This is a genomic window from Zhongshania guokunii (assembly GCF_040892635.1).
GTDB classification, from domain to species: Bacteria; Pseudomonadota; Gammaproteobacteria; order Pseudomonadales; family Spongiibacteraceae; genus Spongiibacter; species Spongiibacter guokunii.
Window position 1 is genome coordinate 408,563 of record NZ_JBFRYA010000001.1, and the last position, 18,423, is coordinate 426,985.

14 protein-coding genes are annotated in these 18,423 nt (G+C 50.8%); 10 read left to right on the plus strand and 4 right to left on the minus strand.

Annotation, left to right across the window (positions count from 1 at the left end; all coding sequences use genetic code 11):
• Position 1 precedes the first annotated feature (1 nt).
• Both AB4876_RS01880 and AB4876_RS01885 read right to left on the minus strand, forming a co-directional pair.
• Complete coding sequence (locus AB4876_RS01880; RefSeq protein WP_368379954.1) at positions 2 to 1,270, minus strand: HlyC/CorC family transporter; 1,269 nt, start codon at positions 1,268 to 1,270, stop codon at positions 2 to 4.
• A gap of 84 nt (positions 1,271 to 1,354) precedes the next feature.
• Positions 1,355 to 2,140: a cytochrome C assembly family protein gene (locus tag AB4876_RS01885; protein WP_368379955.1), complete on the minus strand. Its 786-nt coding sequence runs from the start codon at positions 2,138 to 2,140 to the stop codon at positions 1,355 to 1,357.
• A gap of 212 nt (positions 2,141 to 2,352) precedes the next feature.
• On the opposite strand from AB4876_RS01885, the gene ffh reads away from it, so the two are divergent.
• From ffh to AB4876_RS01915, 6 genes are all read left to right on the plus strand, one after another.
• Positions 2,353 to 3,726: a signal recognition particle protein gene (gene ffh / locus AB4876_RS01890; RefSeq protein ID WP_368379956.1), complete on the plus strand. Its 1,374-nt coding sequence runs from the start codon at positions 2,353 to 2,355 to the stop codon at positions 3,724 to 3,726.
• A 326-nt stretch (positions 3,727 to 4,052) separates the two neighbouring features.
• Positions 4,053 to 4,301: a 30S ribosomal protein S16 gene (rpsP, locus tag AB4876_RS01895; protein ID WP_301026731.1), complete on the plus strand. Its 249-nt coding sequence runs from the start codon at positions 4,053 to 4,055 to the stop codon at positions 4,299 to 4,301.
• Positions 4,302 to 4,847: a ribosome maturation factor RimM gene (gene rimM, locus AB4876_RS01900; protein WP_368379957.1), complete on the plus strand. Its 546-nt coding sequence runs from the start codon at positions 4,302 to 4,304 to the stop codon at positions 4,845 to 4,847.
• A gap of 81 nt (positions 4,848 to 4,928) precedes the next feature.
• Entirely contained in the window at positions 4,929 to 5,669 is a 741-nt protein-coding gene (gene trmD, locus AB4876_RS01905) for a tRNA (guanosine(37)-N1)-methyltransferase TrmD (protein ID WP_438273393.1), read from the plus strand.
• A gap of 48 nt (positions 5,670 to 5,717) precedes the next feature.
• A complete protein-coding gene (gene rplS / locus AB4876_RS01910) occupies positions 5,718 to 6,080 on the plus strand; it encodes a 50S ribosomal protein L19 (RefSeq protein WP_301026733.1) in 363 nt (120 codons plus the stop codon).
• A 389-nt stretch (positions 6,081 to 6,469) separates the two neighbouring features.
• On the plus strand, positions 6,470 to 7,240 hold the full coding sequence (locus tag AB4876_RS01915; protein WP_368379958.1) for a DsbC family protein: 771 nt from the start codon (positions 6,470 to 6,472) through the stop codon (positions 7,238 to 7,240).
• A 59-nt stretch (positions 7,241 to 7,299) separates the two neighbouring features.
• Here the strand turns inward: AB4876_RS01915 and mltF are convergent, their stop codons facing one another.
• Positions 7,300 to 8,751: a membrane-bound lytic murein transglycosylase MltF gene (mltF, locus tag AB4876_RS01920; protein ID WP_368379959.1), complete on the minus strand. Its 1,452-nt coding sequence runs from the start codon at positions 8,749 to 8,751 to the stop codon at positions 7,300 to 7,302.
• 141 nt (positions 8,752 to 8,892) lie between these two features.
• On the opposite strand from mltF, the gene purL reads away from it, so the two are divergent.
• The 3 genes from purL to secF all read left to right on the plus strand — a co-directional run bounded on the left by purL (position 8,893) and on the right by secF (position 15,712).
• Entirely contained in the window at positions 8,893 to 12,780 is a 3,888-nt protein-coding gene (gene purL / locus AB4876_RS01925; protein ID WP_368379960.1) for a phosphoribosylformylglycinamidine synthase, read from the plus strand.
• A gap of 124 nt (positions 12,781 to 12,904) precedes the next feature.
• The gene (gene secD, locus AB4876_RS01930; protein WP_368379961.1) at positions 12,905 to 14,779 is read left to right on the plus strand and encodes a protein translocase subunit SecD; all 1,875 of its coding nucleotides are present in this window, start codon (positions 12,905 to 12,907) and stop codon (positions 14,777 to 14,779) included.
• Between the two features lie 9 nt (positions 14,780 to 14,788).
• Complete coding sequence (gene secF, locus AB4876_RS01935) at positions 14,789 to 15,712, plus strand: protein translocase subunit SecF (RefSeq protein ID WP_368379962.1); 924 nt, start codon at positions 14,789 to 14,791, stop codon at positions 15,710 to 15,712.
• Positions 15,713 to 15,795: 83 nt separating this feature from the next.
• On the opposite strand, the gene AB4876_RS01940 is transcribed toward secF, so the two are convergent.
• Complete coding sequence (locus AB4876_RS01940) at positions 15,796 to 16,599, minus strand: inositol monophosphatase family protein (protein ID WP_368379963.1); 804 nt, start codon at positions 16,597 to 16,599, stop codon at positions 15,796 to 15,798.
• Positions 16,600 to 16,785: 186 nt separating this feature from the next.
• Between AB4876_RS01940 and pyrG the strand changes: the two genes are divergently transcribed.
• Positions 16,786 to 18,411, plus strand: a complete 1,626-nt coding sequence (gene pyrG / locus AB4876_RS01945; RefSeq protein WP_368379964.1) for a CTP synthase — start codon at positions 16,786 to 16,788, stop codon at positions 18,409 to 18,411.
• Positions 18,412 to 18,423 lie beyond the last annotated feature (12 nt).

Consider the following 18,423-nt stretch of genomic DNA (forward strand, 5'->3'; position numbering starts at 1 on the left):
CTTAGTGACGTGCTTTGGGTTTAACGTAAGCGCGTACCGATTGAATAAGGTTGCCTTTCATTTCGATTATTTCAAAGCGGTAGCGGCCGATAGACACGCCAACTGATGCCTCGGGGAAGGACTCTAACTTCTCAAGCAGCAAACCATTGAGGGTCTTGGGGCCATCGGTGGGTAGCTCCCACTTCATGCTTTTATTTATATCGCGAATTGTGGTGGTACCGTCGACTAAATAACTGCCGTCGGCCTGATGAATGATGTCTTCGGTGTCGGTGCTGAGGTTAGACGTAAACTCGCCGACAATCTCTTCAAGCAAGTCTTCTAAGGTCACAATACCCTGCATGACTCCGTATTCGTCAACTACAATGCCGAGTCGACGTTTCTGTTTCTGAAAATTAAACAACTGGGTATTTAGTGGCGTGCCTTCTGGAATGAAGTAGGGGTCGCGAACCGCCTGTAATAGCGCGTCGCGTTGCACCCGGCCCTGCTCGTCAACGCTGCTGATAATGTCGCGCTGGTGCAGAATGCCAACAATGTTATCGATGTCGTTCTGGTAAACCGGGATGCGGGTGAATTCGGCGTCGCGCAATTTACGAATAATGGCGTCGGTATTGGCGTCGATATCAATGCCGAATACTTCGTTGCGGGGAATCATAATATCGTCGACGGTGATCTGTTCGAGATCGAGGATGTTCATCAGCATCCCTTTGTGATGCTTGGGTATGAGATGGCCGGCCTCGCCAACGATGGTGCGCAATTCATCTAGGCCGATGTGTTCCGAGCCATCATTCTTTTCAATGCGGGTTAGGCGCAATACAAAGTGGGTTACATGGCTGACCAGCCAAATCACCGGAAACAATAAGGCTTTCAAGGGCAGTAAAACGTGGCTGACGGTGTAGGCAACGGCTTCAGATTTATAGGCGGCAATGGTCTTGGGGATGATCTCCGCAAATATTAAAAATACCAAGGTTAGCAGTATTGAGGCTGGCACTACGGCGTTGTCGCCGTACATGCGAATCGCAAGAATGGTGGCTATCGAGGCGGCTAAATTATTGACCAGATTGTTGCCAATCAGGATCGTGCTGATCAGGCTGTCGGGTTCTTCAAGCAGTTTGGATGCGCGCTTGGCGCCGCGATGACCGGATTTGGCACGATGACGCAGACGATATCTGTTGAGGGACATCATTCCAGTTTCGGAGCCGGAAAAGAATCCGGACAGAATGATCAGTGCAGCTAATATGCCAAAGAGAAGACCCAGCGGTGCCTCGTTCAAAAAGCCCAGAACCCCTTAATATGAAATGAGTGCCAATCTTGAAGAAAAATGTGGGGCACGACAAGCGTAATCTCAGCTTCGGTATTAATGAATGATTAGCGAGAGAGCAATCTTGGTGCCAAGGTAGCCCAGCAATAAGCAGGCAAAGGCCCATAGCGTCCAGCGTATGGCGATATTGCCGCGCCATCCAAGGGCGGCGCGACCCCATAATAAAATTGCAAGTAACACCCAAGACAATACTGAAAACACTGTTTTATGAAGAAGGTGTTGAGCGAGGATGTCGTCTACGTAGACTGTGCCGGTAGTAATGGCCAAGCTTAAAAGTACGAACCCTGCCCAAATTAATTCAAACAGCATGGCTTCCATGGTTTGCAGGGGGGGTAAAATACTGGGGAGTCCTTTTAAGCGGTGGTCGCGGAGCATTCTGTTTTGCAGGGCGAGTACAATGGCTTGCACTGCGGCAATAGTGAGCATGCTGTAGGCGAGTATCGACAGCAGGATGTGGCTTAATACTCCAAGGGTCTGGTGATCTAGTAATTGTTGTTTACTTGGTATCAGTAATTCTGCGATCAGACTAATTGCGGCAAGAGGGTAGAGTGCAATCAATAAATTGTGCAGCGGCCTGCGCAGGCTGGCGCTGAGGGTAATAAGGCAAATAAGCCAGGTAATAAGAGATAAAACCTGTATGACACCGAGGTCCATGCCAGCCGGGGTCGAAATGGCGGTAAACGCAGCAAGAGCATGGCACAGGGTGGCGAGCAGGCCTGGCGCTAGGCTGCGGTAGCTGATTGGCGAATTAATTAAGCGGTATTGAATTCCCGCGGCAACAAGATAGAGCGTGATGGCTGCGATGCTGCTGTATAGATTCATAGGTTCGGTATGGCCAATATGTCGTTGATGTGTGCACTGAGCGTTGGGTCTGTCTTGAGACTCGGTTATACTGCTGCGCTATCGTGTAAAGCCTGCGTATTTCTAGGTGCACAAGTGAATAGGATTGTAAGCGGGTTCACGCAAGAATGTCGACTCGAACCGCGATTTCCTTATGCTACCGGCAGAATCTAAGAGATTGAGAGAGTTTAAGCATGTTTGAGAATTTAACGGAACGCTTATCGCAAACCCTGCGCCATGTTACTGGGCAGGCGCGCTTGACCGATGACAATATTAGCGAGGCCATGCGCGACGTGCGAATGGCGCTGCTAGAAGCAGATGTTGCTCTGCCGGTAGTAAAAGATTTTGTTGAGGCGGTGCGCAGCCGCGCGGTGGGCCAGGAGGTGAGCAAAAGCTTAAGCCCCGGTCAGATGTTTATTAAGATCGTTCAGCAAGAGCTGGAGCAGATTATGGGGCTTAAAAATGAAGCCCTTAATTTAGCGACCCAGCCGCCGGCGGTTATTTTAATGGCGGGTTTGCAGGGTGCGGGTAAAACGACCTCGGTAGCCAAGTTAGCCAGGTTTTTGCAAGAGAAGCACAAGAAGAAAGTATTGGTGGTTAGTGCCGATATTTATCGGCCGGCTGCAATTAAGCAGTTAGAAACCTTGGCTGCCGACGTGGGTGCTGGTTTTTTCCCAAGCAATATTGATCAGAAGCCGGTCGCAATTGCGCAAGCGGCGATTGCTGAAGCTAAGCTGCGTTTTTATGATGTGCTTATTGTGGATACTGCCGGTCGCCTTCATATCGATACTGATATGATGACCGAGATCAAGGACCTTCACGCCGCGATAAAGCCGGTGGAAACCTTGTTTGTGGTCGATGCGATGACCGGCCAAGACGCTGCCAATACCGCCAAGGCCTTTGGCGAGGCGTTGCCCCTCACGGGGGTTATTCTGACCAAGGCGGATGCTGATAGCCGCGGTGGCGCGGCATTGTCGGTGCGCCATATTACAGGCAAGCCAATTAAATTCATGGGGGTTGGCGAAAAAATCGATGCCCTCGACCCTTTCTACCCTGATCGTATTGCTTCGCGCATCCTTGGTATGGGCGATATTCTGTCGCTGATCGATGAGGCAGAATCGAAGCTCGACAAAGATAAAGCCGAAAAACTGGCCAAGAAGCTTAAGAAAGGTAAGAAGTTTGATCTGGAAGATCTTCGCGACCAGCTTCAGCAAATGCAAAATATGGGCGGTATGAAAGGTTTGCTCGATAAATTGCCTGGCATGGGCAATATGGCGCAAATGGCTCAAAGCCAGATGGATACCAAAATGTTTACCCGTATGGAGGCTATTATCAACTCGATGACTCCAGCGGAGCGTCGCAATCCAGATTTACTTAATGGCTCGCGCAAGCGTCGTATTACTGTTGGTTCTGGTACCGAGATTCAGGATCTGAACCGTTTGCTTAAGCAGCACAAGCAGATGGCTAAGATGATGAAGAAAATGGGGCAGAAGGGTGGTATGACCAATATGATGCGAGGCATGGGCGGAATGATGCCCCCAGGTGGTGGTCGTTTTCCCGGGATGTAAACTGTCTTTTGTGGGGTGAGTTGTTCGCTGTGGCTAATTCAGATTTTATGCTGGTGCGGCAGTACTTCTACATTTTGCTTCACAAAAGTGATTCAATATACTGAAATTATTGTATTTATTAGGTTTTTGTAAGGTCTGAGTGTTGGTGGCTTAGCAGTAATTATGTTTAGGGTGCTGCGCTCAGAAGAAAAACTGCGCTAAGTGTTTCATATATCGCTTATTTCCCTTATAATTCCGCGCCTTTATGGCTTCGGCCAGTAAATGCTTCGAATTTTTCGATAAGCAGGCGTTTGTTGCCTGCCCAAATGCTAGGAAATGGAACAAGAATGGTCATTATTCGTTTGGCACGTGGTGGTTCTAAAAAACGCCCATTTTATCATCTGACAGTTACTGACAGCCGCACTTCACGCGACGGTCGTTTTATTGAGCGCGTTGGTTTCTTCAACCCGGTTGCCCGTGGTAATGAAGAGCGTTTGCGTGTCGATAATGCGCGCGTTGAGCATTGGGTGTCTAAGGGCGCACAACTGTCTGACCGCGTTGCAAAGTTGCTGAAAGACGCACCTGCTGCAGCTTAAATGTCAGCGCTTGCCCCGCAAGGCCGGGTGATAATCGCTAAGATTACAGCGGTTTACGGGGTAAAAGGATGGGTGAAGATACATTCATTCACCGATCCCTTAAGTAATTTTTTTGGCTACAGTGATGTTTACTTTTGCAAGTCTGGAAAGTGGCAGCGCGCCGAGTTTGACGAGTGTCGGCCTCACGGCAAAGGCATCGTCGGCCACTTGGTGGGTGTAGATGACCGCGATGCAGCTGCTGCATTCTGTGGTTTAGAGCTGGCTGTAGCTGGAGACGCCTTACCGGCATTAGAAGAAGACGATTTTTATTGGCATCAGTTGATTGGCCTCAAGGTTAATACGCTGCTGTCCTCCGGTGAAAGCTGTTTGCTGGGTGAGGTGGATCACCTCCTTGAAACAGGTGCCAACGATGTGCTGGTGGTACGTAAGTGCGCGGGCAGTATCGACGATAAGGAACGTTTGATTCCTTATGTGCCGGGACAGTTTGTAAAAAATATCGATCTTGATGCCAAGGTGATATCGGTGGACTGGGACCCTGAGTTCTAATTTTAGGGGCTTAGGTTTGCTGGTAAGGGTGCTGGGCCAACAGGGCTGGGCCATAAAGGCTGAGTCATAGGGGACAGTGTCGTGGAAATATCGGTGATTAGCCTGTTTCCCGAGATGTTTGCCGCAGTGCGCGATTACGGCGTTACGGGGCGAGCAGTTCAGAACGGATTGCTAAGTATAACGTGTTGTAATCCGCGGGATTTCACCACAGATCGTCATCAGACTGTGGATGACCGGCCCTATGGGGGCGGCCCTGGTATGGTGATGAAGACTGAGCCTCTGCAGCAAGCAATTGCGCTCGCAAAGGCTTCGGTAGCGCCAGGCGCGACAGTGATTTATCTGTCACCGCAGGGGCGACCGCTAACGCAAGCCGGACTGGCTGAGTTGGCGGCAAAGCCTTCGCTAATATTGTTAGCGGGGCGTTATGAGGGTGTCGATGAGCGCCTGATTGACAGCGAAGTCGACGAAGAGTGGTCGATTGGCGATTACGTATTAAGTGGCGGTGAGTTGGCTGCCATGGTGATGATCGATGGTTTAAGTCGTTTGTTGCCAGGTGTTCTCGGACACCATTTGTCGGCAGAGCAAGATTCCTTTGCTGAAGGTTTGCTGGATTGTCCGCACTACACGCGGCCTGAGCACTACCGCGATATGGCGGTGCCAGACGTGTTGTTAAGTGGCAATCATGAAGCGATACGACGCTGGCGGCTGAAACAGTCGCTAGGTCGGACATGGTTACGGCGCAGAGATTTACTTGAAAAAGTAGAGCTTGGCGACGAACAAAATAAACTGCTGGCGGAATTTATCCGTGAGCTTGACGATTAATTGACATCTAGCTGCGAAGCTACAAACCTTTGAATTTAGGAGCATGCCATGAGCACCAACAAAATTATTGCCGAACTGGAAGCAGAGCAGGCCACCAAAGAGCTGCCGGAATTCAGCCCCGGTGACACCGTTGTCGTTCAGGTTAAAGTCAAGGAAGGTGCCCGTGAGCGTCTTCAGGCTTTCGAAGGCGTTGTTATTGGCATTCGTAATCGTGCCCTGAACTCTGCTTTTACCGTACGTAAAATCTCCCACGGTGTTGGTGTAGAGCGTACTTTCCAGACTTACAGCCCGCTGATTGAAAGCATTCAAGTTAAGCGTCGCGGTGACGTTCGCCAAGCAAAACTGTACTACCTGCGTGAGCTGAGCGGCCGTGCAGCACGTATCAAAGAGAAGTTGGGCGCCAAAGCTTAATTTTTTCTTTGTTCCGCAAAAAGGCAGCCATTGGCTGCCTTTTTTGTTTTAGCTGATCAGAATCCTCTGTACCGAATAATCTTGCCGACGCATTATCTCCTGTAGTTATTTTGCGCTAGACGAATCTTTTTAATGCCACGTTACGTTTTTACAACATTTTTGATAAATCATGGCGCTCGCTTGCCTGTCGTGCAATTATTATTGGCTTGCTGTTATTGGCATGGTGCGCGGATGTATATTGCATCGCAGGCGTAGATTAATGCGTGTGCGTAGTGATTATCCTAGTGCTTAAATGGACCGAAGCTGCCGCGAGAGGCTGAACTTGTAAGCTGGGTGATGCTCTTAAGATCTAGTTTGGCAGTACTAAGAAGTTATTTTGGAGATCTTGTTTGAATAATTTAATGAAATACATAGTTGGTCGGTCGCTGCGCGCTTTAGTTTTGGCGGGCGTAATATTACCCCTGAGTCATGCTCAGGCAGCAAGCGTTGTGGTAGATAAGGCAGCTGAGGCGGCAATTAAGGCGTCCTTTAAAGCCACTAGACCGGATATTGTGATTAGCAATGTTGAGGCCAGTCCGGAATTGCCTGGGGTTTATTTGGTTACCATGCAAAATGGCCCAAAAGTCTACGCCAGCGCCGATGGCAAATATTTTATTGTTGGCGATATGTTTGAAATCAGCGCTGCAGGTATTGAGAGCGTTGCAGAGAAGAAGCTCGCTCCTCAGCGCAAGGAATGGCTGAGTGACGTTAAGCGTGAGGATATGATTATTTTTAGTCCCAAGGGCGAGCCTAAGGGAGTGATTTATGTGTTTACCGATGTTGATTGCGGTTATTGCCAAAAGCTACACCAAGAAGTGCCGCAGTTAAATGCTGCAGGAATCGAAGTGCGGTATTTGGCTTATCCGCGAGCGGGCTTGGGAACGCCAACCTACGATAAAATGGTATCAGCCTGGTGTGCAGATGATCGCAAGGCGGCAATGGATACATTGAAGACGGGTGGTGTGGTTGCGCCTAAGAAATGTGACAACCCGATAGCGGCGCAATACCAGTTAGGTGCGGCCATGGGGGTGACCGGCACGCCGGCCATTGTTTTGGAAAGCGGTAGTTTAATACCGGGTTATAAACCCGCTGCACAACTTATACCGATGGCGACACGCTAGGTAGGCTGTATCGGTCCGCATTAAGCTGCAGTTTGCCTTGATTAACGCAAGCTGCAGGTTCACATCGCATCAAAGCCGCGGTTGAATTCTGCCGGTAAATAGTCCGCGGCGATGCGTGGCGGCGGTACTCGGTAGCGATTCAGTTCATCCCAAGTTAATAGTGAATAATAGTCGCGAATATTGCGCACATAGCGAGCGGCTTCGTCGCCTCGCGCATAGCCGTAGCGGGTGGGTTTATACCATTTCCGTTGGCGGAGCAGAGGCAGTCTTTCGCGTACATCATTCCATAAATTGGGGTTGCCACCATTGGCCTCAGTAATAACTCTGGCGTCTTCCACGTGACCTAGGCCGATATTATAAGCTGCTAATGCAAACCAACTGCGATCTGAAGGTTCTATGCCGCTAGGTAGCCTACTCAGCAATTTTTTGTAGTAGCGAGCGCCGCCTCTTAGGCTTTGCATCGGATCAAGGCGGTTGTCGACGTTTAGTTCTTCAGCGGTAGCGCGGGTTAGCATCATCATACCTCTGACCCCTGTCGGTGATCTTGCTTCAGCGTCCCAGTGTGATTCTTGATAGCTAATGGCGGCGAGTAAGCGCCAGTCTAAATCGTATTCAATAGCCACTTGCTCGATCATGCCTTTTACTTCAGGGAGGCGTTCTTCTTTGAGCTGTAAAAAAGTTTGAGTGCTAATAAATGTGCGGCGCTCATTAAAGGTAAAATGCCGCTCGATTAGGCGGGCTAGCTTGCCATTGTCGGTCACTATCTTAAAAAAATCGGCGATGGCTTTGGTCAAGCCGGCGTTGCCGTGCGTTGCTTGGATAGCCCAAGCTAATTTGCGGGGTTTACCTGCGCTAAAGCCAATACGAAAACTGGGGTAAAAGGCGCGGTTTGCATAAAACTCGCTGGAGTTGATGATGGTGGCGTCAATCTGGCCGTCGGCAAGTTGCTCTAGTAAGTCTATCGTTTCGAAGTCGCGGCTTTCTGCCCACGTTAAATTGGGGTATTCCTGTTTTAGCTCCTTAAGCACATTGACGTGGGCGGTATTGCCTAAAACCCGGATTTGCTTGCCAATTAAATCTGCGGCGCTACTTATGGGCTCGTTTAGATCGCGGTTGTAGATGATGAACTGTTTAATACTTAAATAGCTGGGGCCAAAGACTAAGGTTTCTTGGCGTTCTGGGGTGATGCTTAAGCCAGCGGCTGCGATATCGGCGCTGCCTTCGGCGAGTCCAGTAAATACTTCATCGAGGCCTACTACAGGGATCATTTCGAGTTTAACCCCTAGGTGATCGGCGAAAGCCCTGGCTAATTGGTACTCAAACCCCGCTGGAGCACCCTGGCTTTCGTAGTAGGTGGTGGCGCCGTTGCGTGTTAATACCCGCAATACACCATCTTTGCGAATTTGTTGGAGTTTGTCGCTATTTTCACTGCAGTGTGTAAATAAACCGATAAAAAGCACTGACAGCAGTGCGCGCAGTAGAAATCGTCGTGTTTTGGGGCAATCTGGCAAGTGTGCTGCTCCGATAATATGGGGCTCGATTGTATCGCTTAGCGATTGATCGCACCATAAAGAGTATTTGGGATAAAATTTCCTGCGTATTTCCTTTACAATGGCCGGCTTCAATCCATTCGATCAAGGTTGTCGCCCCGAATGCTCATTATTCCAGGTGCTCCGGCGCTTTCAGATTTTCGCATAGCTAAATTAGTGGCCAGTTTGACAGGTGATATTCCGAGCCTGCGCGGACTGAGCGCTCAATATATTCACTTGGTAGATACCGCGGTGGCGCTCGATAGTGAGCGTACTGCAGTACTAAGCCAACTCTTACAATATGGGCCGCGCGCCGAATTTGTAGAGGGTGATGGCCTGAGCTTCTTTGTGGTGCCGCGGCCCGGCACCATTTCGCCGTGGTCGAGTAAGGCCAGCGATATTGCCCGCAACTGCGGGCTCGATATGATCGCCCGTATTGAGCGGGGGGTTTTGTATCGGGTCGATCTTGCTACGCCCCTGCAGAAAGAGGAGCGCAAGGCACTACTTGCCGCAATTCACGACCGTATGGTTGAGTCGGTATTGGCCAGTCCTGACGAGGCGCAGGCTTTGTTCAGTCGGCAGAGCCCTAAACCCATGCAGGCGGTTGATGTGCTTAGCGGCGGGCGTGAGGCCTTAGCGGTGGCCAATAGCGAATTAGGCTTGGCCTTGGCCGAGGATGAAATCGACTATTTGCTGGAAAGCTTCCTGCAATTGGGGCGCAATCCAAGCGATGTTGAATTGATGATGTTCGCGCAGGCGAACTCAGAGCATTGCCGGCACAAAATATTCAACGCTAGCTGGACTATTGATGGTGAAGAGCAATCCCATTCTTTGTTTGGCATGATTAAAAACACCTTCGAGCTTGGCGGCGAAGACGTATTAAGTGCCTACTCAGACAATGCTGCCGTAGTTAAAGGCCATCGCGCCGGTCGTTTTTACCCAGAACCTGGCAGTGCTGAATACCGCTATCACGAGGAAGATATTCATCTTCTGATGAAGGTGGAAACTCATAATCACCCAACTGCGATTTCGCCTTTTTCAGGCGCAGGCACTGGTTCGGGTGGTGAAATTCGCGACGAGGGCGCGGTGGGCCGTGGTTCTAAGCCCAAGGTCGGGCTCTCTGGCTTCAGTGTTTCCAATTTACGGGTACCGGGTTACGAGCAGCCTTGGGAAGCGGACTACGGCAAGCCCAGTCGCATTGTTTCTGCGCTCGATATTATGCTGGAAGGCCCCATTGGTGGCGCTGCCTTTAATAATGAATTTGGTCGGCCTAATCTATGCGGCTACTTCCGCAGCTTTGAAGAAAATGCCCTTGGCGCCAATGGCCAAGAGCGGCGTGGCTACCACAAGCCCATTATGATTGCAGGCGGCTACGGCAATGTTAAAGCCGAACATGTTATTAAAACTGAATTCCCCGCCGGCTATAAGTTAATCGCCTTGGGCGGCCCAGCCATGCTGATTGGTTTGGGTGGTGGTGCGGCGTCGTCGATGAGTAGCGGCGCCTCTACCGAAGATCTCGACTTCGCCTCAGTACAGCGTCAAAACCCAGAAATGGAACGCCGCTGCCAAGAGGTGATTGATCGCTGCTGGGCCATGGGTGAGGGCAACCCGATTGCCTTTATTCACGATGTTGGCGCCGGTGGTTTGTCTAACGCCTTTCCTGAACTGGTTAAAGACGGGGGCTGCGGCGGTGATTTTGATCTACGCAAAGTGCCGAATGACGAGCCGGGTATGTCGCCACTCGAAATTTGGTGTAATGAATCCCAAGAACGCTATGTGATGGCGATTGCGCCCAAAGATTTAGCGACCTTTGAAGAAATTTGCGCCCGTGAGCGGGCCGCTTACGCGGTCGTCGGTGAATCCACCAGCGATAAGCGCCTGCGCCTTGGCGATACCTATTTTGACAATAATCCCGTTGATCTGCCGATGTCGATACTATTTGGCAAGCCGCCAAAGATGAACCGGGAATTTAATCGCCAAAAGCTAAGCTTACCGAGTTTTGATCCCGCGGCTATTAAAGCAGATGAAGCCTTGGATCGCTTGCTGGCACTGCCGACCATCGCCAGTAAAAGCTTTTTGATCACCATTGGCGATCGCTCAATTACCGGTCAGGTTCATCGCGACCAAATGGTTGGTCCCTGGCAGGTGCCCGTTGCGGACTGCGCAGTAACCACGGTGAGTTACGACTCCTATGCCGGCGAAGCCATGGCGATGGGCGAGCGCACGCCGCTAGCCCTGATTAATGGCCCTGCGTCTGGTCGGATGGCGGTGGCCGAAGCCATCACCAATATTTCTGCCACGCGCATTGAAAAGCTGTCAGATATAAAACTGTCGGCCAACTGGATGTGTGCGGCGGGTTACGGCGGCGAAGACGAAGTGCTGTTTGATACCGTAAAAGCGGTCGGCATGGAGTTTTGCCCAGCCTTGGGAATTACTATTCCGGTTGGCAAAGACTCCATGTCAATGCGCACCACTTGGCGTGACGATGAGGCCGACAAAGCCATTACCGCGCCAATGTCCTTAATTATCACCGCATTTAGTCCGGTGAGTGATGTGCGCAAGACGGTTACCCCGCAATTGCGTACTGATTTGGGCGATACCGCTTTACTGCTGGTCGATCTCGGCGCAGGCAAGCAGCGCCTCGGTGGTTCTTGCTTGGCGCAGGTTTATCAGCAGATTGGTGATACCGCACCGGATATTGACGACCCTAAATTGCTATCGGGCTTCTTTAACGCCGTGCAGCAATTGCTCGAAGACCAAAAAATAATTGCCTACCACGACCGTTCCGACGGTGGCGCAGCAATCACTCTGCTGGAAATGGCCTTTGCTGGCCACTGCGGCTTGGATGTGGATTTGGGCTCAGCGGGCTCTGTTCACGGCGCCTTATTTGCAGAAGAGGCCGGTGCGGTACTCCAAGTTAAGGCGAGTGATCTTAGCGCTGTAATGGCGGTATTTGCGGAGCACGGTCTAGGTGATCTTGTTCAAAATATCGGTCGTGCGGTGGCGGGCAATGACGTGCAGATGCGTTTTGCAGGCAAGGACGTATTGCGCGGCCAACGTTTAGAGCTGCATCGCAAGTGGCAGGAGCTTAGCTACCGCATGCAAGCGCTGCGGGATAATTCTGAATGTGCACAGCAAGAGTTTGATGGTCTTGTTGAAGCAGATCCAGGTTTGAGTAGCAAGCTCAGCTTTGATGCGCAGCTCGATATTGCCGCGCCTTATATTAAAACTGGGGTGCGGCCACGGGTAGCAATTCTGCGTGAGCAGGGTGTTAATGGCCAAATGGAGATGGCAGCGGCCTTTGATCGCGCTGGCTTTAGCGCGGTTGATGTGCACATGAGCGATATTCTCAGTGGCCGAGTGAGCTTGGCCGACTTTAAGGGCTTGGCTGCGTGCGGTGGTTTCTCTTACGGTGACGTGCTGGGCGCGGGCGAGGGCTGGGCAAAAACCATATTGTTTAATGCGCGGGCGCGTGATGAATTTGCCGCCTATTTCCAGCGTGAAGATACCTTCTCGCTGGGTGTTTGCAACGGCTGCCAAATGATGTCGAATTTGCATTCGCTGATTCCTGGGGCTGAATTTTGGCCGCGTTTTGTGCGCAACCGCTCAGAACAGTTCGAGGCGCGGGTTGCGCAGCTTGAAATTCCAGAATCACCCTCCATATTACTGGCGGGCATGGCGGGTTCGCATATGCCTGTTGCGATTGCTCACGGTGAGGGTCGGGCGGAGTTTGCCGATGCAGCTCAGCTCGCTAATTTGCAGCAGGCGGGCAAGGTCGCTCTGAATTATATCGACAACAATTTGGCAGTAACCGAGCAGTATCCTGCGAACCCTAATGGTTCACCAGCTGGTATTGCTGGCGCGAGTAGCGCCGATGGTCGCGTTACGATAATGATGCCGCATCCAGAGCGGGTGTTCCGCACGGTTCAGAATTCTTGGATTGCCGATAACTCAGTGGAAGACAGTGGCTGGATGCGCCTATTCCGCAATGCTCGGGTTTGGGTTGATTGAGTTAATTTTTAAAGAGAGCCGGTTTTTACCGGCTTTCTTATAAGTGTTTAAGTTGGGGTGTTAGGGGTGTGTCGCCCAGTGTTAAACGGACACCGTCGCAACAGGCGGTTTTGGTGGAAATACAATGTTAAATAAATATCCGCTCTGGAAAAATCTGCTTATTGTGGCGGTTTTGGGCTTTGGTTTGCTTTATGCAGTACCTAATTTATATCGTCCAGATCCCGCATTGCAGATCTCTGGGGAAAGCAGTGGTGTGGTTATTGATCAAGCTCAAATGGAGCGCTTGTCGGCGGCCTTGGAAGCTAGTGGCATAAAACACTTTGGCGAGAAGGCCAATGAATCAGGTAAAAGTGGTCTGATTCGTTTATATGACGCAGAAGTGCAGCTGAGTGCGCAGCGCGTGGTACAGCGCGCCTTGGGCGATGGTTATATTGTGGCCTTAAATTTGGCTTCCAACACGCCAGAGTGGCTGAGTAATCTTGGTGCGCAAGCTATGAAGCTCGGTCTTGATTTGAGCGGCGGTGTGCACTTCTTACTCGAGGTCGATACCGATTCAGCCATCGCGACTAGGCTTGAACACTACAACTCAGGCATTAAAAAGAAATTGCGTGAAGAAGGTGTGCGCGGTTTTATCAGCTTGGGTGACGACGGCGTTATTAAGGGTAAGTTTACCTCGGAAGAGCTTCGTGATTCTGCGCTTTCCTTAATTCGTAAAGAATACTCAGAATTAACTGGTCAGCGTCTGGATTCGCCGGCAGGGGATAGTTCGTTTTATCTCAGCGCTTTGATTAGTGAAGCAAAGCGTAAAGAGATTGAAGATTACGCCGTGGGTCAAAACTTAACGACCTTGCGTAATCGGGTGAATGAGCTTGGTGTGTCTGAGCCCTTGGTGCAGCGTCAGGGTCGCAATCGCATTGTAGTTGAATTACCTGGTATTCAGGATACAGCAGAAGCTAAGCGTATTTTGGGTAAAACAGCCAATCTCGATTTCAGATTAGAAGCCCGTTACGATGCGCCGGTGTCAGATCGCGAGCAATTTGAGTTTCGCAACCCTGGCCCTGGCGAACCGAGCGCGTGGCTAGAGCGCGATGTGGTGATTACCGGTGAGCGTGTTGCCAACGCGCAGGCCAGTTTTGACCAAAACGGTATGCCGCAGGTAAGTATTACTCTCGACAGTGAAGGCGGCACCTTGATGCACCGCATGACTCGCCACAATATCAACCGCCGTTTAGGGGTGTTGTTTATTGAGCGCAAGAGTCGTACTCATTACCAGATGGATGCTGACGGTAAAGAGCAGATCGTTAAAGTGCCTTACGACGAGAAGAAAATTATAAGCCTTGCGACGATTAAAGATGCTTTAGGTGTGCAATTTCGGATTACCGGTTTAGACGCGCCGGGTGAAGCAGCCGAGTTGTCCTTATTGCTGCGCGCCGGTGCACTTGCGGCGCCGATCGACTTTGTTGAAGAGCGTACGGTTGGGCCTTCTTTGGGTGCAGAGAACATTGCCCAAGGTTTTAACGCGGTAAAGATCGGCCTGGGTATGGTTGCTGTCTTTATGGTGGTTTACTACCGAGTGTTTGGTCTTATAGCCGTCGCCGCGCTGGGCTTTAATATTGTCTTGCTCACAGCTTGTATGTCACTTCTTGGTGCTACGCTGACCTTGCCGGGTATTGCTGGTATTGTTCTAACGGTGGGTATGGCGGTAGACGCTAATGTGCTGATTTTCTCTCGAATACGAGAAGAGTTAAAAGCGGGGCTATCTGTGCAGCATGCGATTGAAGCCGGCTATGGCCGCGCCTTCGTCACTATTATGGACTCTAATATTACCACTCTGCTGGTAGCGGTAATTCTGTATGCCGTAGGTACTGGACCGGTGCGCGGTTTCGCGGTGACCTTGTCGCTGGGGATAATCACCTCCATGTTTACTGCGATTATGGGTACACGGGCTATTGTGAACATGCTTTACGGCGGTCGTCGCGTCACTAAGCTGGCGATCTAGGGGAAATACATGTCTGAGAATACAAAAATTATTGATTTTATGGGCCTGCGTAAGCTCGCCACTGTACTTTCTATTAGTCTTGTCTTGGTAGCTGTTGGTTTACTTGCTTTCAAGGGTTTGAATTTTGGCTTGGATTTTACCGGCGGCACTTTAATAGAGGTTATTTACGAAGAGCCCGTCGCCCTACCGGAAGTGCGGGATCAGCTTAAAACAGCTGGTTACGATAACGCGGTGGTAGTTAACTTTGGTTCCGATACCGATGTTTTGGTGCGCTTGCCACAGGGTATGAGCCCGACTTTAGGGGAAGAGGTTCTAAAAGTACTGAAAGCTGGTACTGCTGGCGAGATTGATTTGCGCCGCATTGAATTTGTCGGCCCGCAAGTGGGTGAGGAGCTTCGGGAGCAGGGTGGTTTAGCCGTACTGTTGGCTTTGGTGGTGGTGTTAATCTACGTTGCGATGCGCTTCCAGATTAAGTTTTCACTCGGTGCGGTAGCTGCTTTGGGTCATGATGTCATCATAACCTTGGGTGTATTCGCTTTAGTGGGCTGGGATTTCGATCTCACCGTATTGGCGGCCGTTCTTGCGGTAATTGGTTATTCCTTAAATGACTCGATTGTTGTTGCTGACCGAATTCGTGAAAACCTGCGAAAGCTGCGCAAACATGACGCGACGGAGGTTATCAATATTTCTTTAACCGAAACCCTAGATCGCACCTTGGTAACGTCTGGCACCACCTTATTGGTATTGGTTGCTCTAGCGGTGGTTGGTGGCGAAATGATCCACAGCTTCGCCTTGGCGCTGCTGGTTGGTATTGGCGTGGGTACCTATTCTTCGATCTATATTGTGGCCAGCTTATTAGTGACCATGAATATCAGTCAGGACGATTTGATCGTGCAGGAGAAGGAAGGGGCAGAGGTGGATGATTTGCCATAAAGGCGCTTAATGCTGCACGGGAGACGGGAGACGCTAGGGCAGGTCTTTTGCCTCTCTCGTCTCCCGTCAAGCCTCTCCCGAGGCTAGCGCAATTTCTCTAAATGCGGACGCACTGCCTGCAGCAATCCCTTCAAGCACTTAGGGTTGGCAGCAACGATATTGCCACTTTCAAAGTAATTGCCGCCGCCGCTGAAATCGCTGACCAAACCACCGGCTTCGCGTACGAGCAGAATACCAGCTGCAATATCCCATTTACTCAGACCAATCTCCCAAAAGCCATCGAGGCGACCGGCAGCGACATAGGCTAGGTCGAGTGATGCCGCACCGGCACGGCGGACGCCCGCCGTTTCAGCGGCTACCGCTTCAAGGCTGGCCATGTAAGCGGGCAGGTGCTGAGCGTTATGGGCTTTAAAGGGGATACCAGTGCCGATTAGGGCGCCTTCTAGGCCGGGGTTCATGGTGACCCGCACGCGGCGGCCATTGAGCTGGGCGCCGCGACCACGGCTGGCGGTAAATTCTTCGCGTCGAATGGGGTCGAGAATCACTGCGTGTTCAATCTGGCCTTGGAATACACAGGCAATTGAAATAGCAAAGTGGGGAATGCCGCGCACGAAGTTGGTGGTGCCGTCGATCGGGTCGATAATCCACTGGTAGTCGCTGTCGGCATTACCTGAGGCGCCAGACTCTTCGCCCAGAAAACCGTGCTCGGGATAGGCTTTTTGCAGGTGATAAATGATTTCCTGCTCGGCCTTGCGGTCGATTTCAGTCACAAAATCATTTTCGCCCTTGGACTCAATTTGGACGCGGTCGAGTTGTTCAGAGGCGCGCGAAATGAGGTCTCCCGCTTTACGGGCGGCGCGCAATGCGATATTCAGCATGGGTTGCATAGTACTAAGGCCTTGAATGTGCAAGCAATTGGAGCCGCATTATAACAGAGAGTCGGCGCGCGACGGAGGCCTAATTTCATTGTTTCGCTATGGCCTTCCTGTTAGACTGACGTCCCATCTCAAGGGGCAAAGAAGCACCGCTTTTTCCAGCCCTATATCTTATCGCACTATTCAAAAAGGCATGACATGGCGCGTTTTATATTCGTCACCGGCGGTGTTGTTTCGTCTCTCGGTAAAGGCATCGCTTCAGCATCGCTGGGCGCTATTCTCGAGGCTCGCGGCCTCAAAGTGACTATGTTGAAACTGGACCCCTATATTAATGTAGATCCAGGTACCATGAGTCCATTTCAGCACGGCGAGGTGTTTGTCACCGAAGACGGCGCAGAAACAGACCTTGATCTCGGTCACTACGAGCGCTTTGTGCGCGCTAAAATGGCCAAAGGTAATAACTTTACCGCTGGTCGAGTGTATGAAACCGTATTGCGCAAAGAGCGTCGCGGCGATTATCTCGGCGGCACCGTACAGGTAATTCCCCATATTACCGATGAAATTAAGCGCCGTGTGCTAGCTGGTGCCGGTGATGCGGATATCGCGATTGTTGAAATTGGCGGCACGGTTGGTGACATCGAAGGCTTACCGTTCTTTGAAGCTGCGCGTCAGCTAAAAGTAGAATTGGGCGCCAAACGCTCAATGCTGATGCACCTTACCTTGGTCCCCTATATTGCCACAGCAGGCGAAACCAAAACCAAGCCCACCCAGCACTCGGTAAAAGAGCTGCGGTCCATCGGCTTGCAACCTGACATCTTGCTGTGCCGCTCAGATCATGAAATTGATCAGAGTAGCCGTCATAAAATCGCTCTGTTTACCAATGTGGAGTCTCGTGCGGTCATCCCGTTGAGAGATGTTGACTCAATTTATCGTATTCCTTCTTTGTTAGCTGCTGAGGGCTTAGATGAGCTCGTAGTTGAACGTTTCGGATTAGACTGTCCGCCAGCGGATCTTACCGAGTGGGATACTGTTATTGAAGGTGACCTCCATCAAGATCAAACCGTGACGATTGCCATGGTTGGTAAGTACATGGAGCTGCTTGATGCGTATAAATCGCTTAACGAAGCGCTGAAACACGCTGGAATCCACAGCCGCACAAAGGTTGCCGTTCGTTATATCGACTCAGAAACGATTGAGAAAGAAGGCTTAGGCGTTCTTGACGGCGTCGACGGTATTCTGGTTCCCGGTGGCTTTGGTAACCGTGGCGTGGAAGGCAAGATTCTCACCGTGCAGTACGCCAGAGAAAAGAAGATCCCTTACTTGGGGATCTGTTTAGGTATGCAAGTCGCGGTAATTGAATTTGCCCGTAATGTCTTGGGTATTAGCGGCGCGAATAGCACCGAATTTGATGAGAAATGCAGTGACCCAGTAATTGGTTTAATTACCGAGTGGGTAACGGCAGAAGGCGGCGTTGAGCAGCGCAATCAAGATACCGACCTAGGTGGCAGTATGCGTCTAGGTGCGCAACAGTGTCACCTTGTTGAAGGTTCTGCGGTTAGCGCAGTTTACGGTAGCGAGTTGATTACTGAACGTCATCGCCACCGCTATGAAGTGAACAATAAATACGTAGAGAATATGCAAGCTAATGGCTTAAAAGTTGGTGGCTGGTCTGCCGACAAGAGCTTGGTAGAGGTGGTGGAAATACCAGATCACCCTTGGTTTATCGCCTGCCAATTTCACCCGGAATTTACTTCTACACCACGTGATGGGCATCCCTTGTTTAGCGGTTTTGTAAACGCAGCATTTGCCCATAGCAAAGCGTAATACACGGTTGGA

Coding starts and splice junctions, on each gene's coding strand:
- AB4876_RS01940 (WP_368379963.1), bottom strand. CDS start 16,599: ATGCAACCCATGCTGAATATCGCATTGCGCGCCGCCCGTAAAGCGGGA.
- pyrG (WP_368379964.1), top strand. CDS start 16,786: ATGGCGCGTTTTATATTCGTCACCGGCGGTGTTGTTTCGTCTCTCGGT.
- rplS (WP_301026733.1), top strand. CDS start 5,718: ATGAGCACCAACAAAATTATTGCCGAACTGGAAGCAGAGCAGGCCACC.
- ffh (WP_368379956.1), top strand. CDS start 2,353: ATGTTTGAGAATTTAACGGAACGCTTATCGCAAACCCTGCGCCATGTT.
- rpsP (WP_301026731.1), top strand. CDS start 4,053: ATGGTCATTATTCGTTTGGCACGTGGTGGTTCTAAAAAACGCCCATTT.
- secD (WP_368379961.1), top strand. CDS start 12,905: ATGTTAAATAAATATCCGCTCTGGAAAAATCTGCTTATTGTGGCGGTT.
- rimM (WP_368379957.1), top strand. CDS start 4,302: ATGTCAGCGCTTGCCCCGCAAGGCCGGGTGATAATCGCTAAGATTACA.
- AB4876_RS01885 (WP_368379955.1), bottom strand. CDS start 2,140: ATGAATCTATACAGCAGCATCGCAGCCATCACGCTCTATCTTGTTGCC.
- secF (WP_368379962.1), top strand. CDS start 14,789: ATGTCTGAGAATACAAAAATTATTGATTTTATGGGCCTGCGTAAGCTC.
- purL (WP_368379960.1), top strand. CDS start 8,893: ATGCTCATTATTCCAGGTGCTCCGGCGCTTTCAGATTTTCGCATAGCT.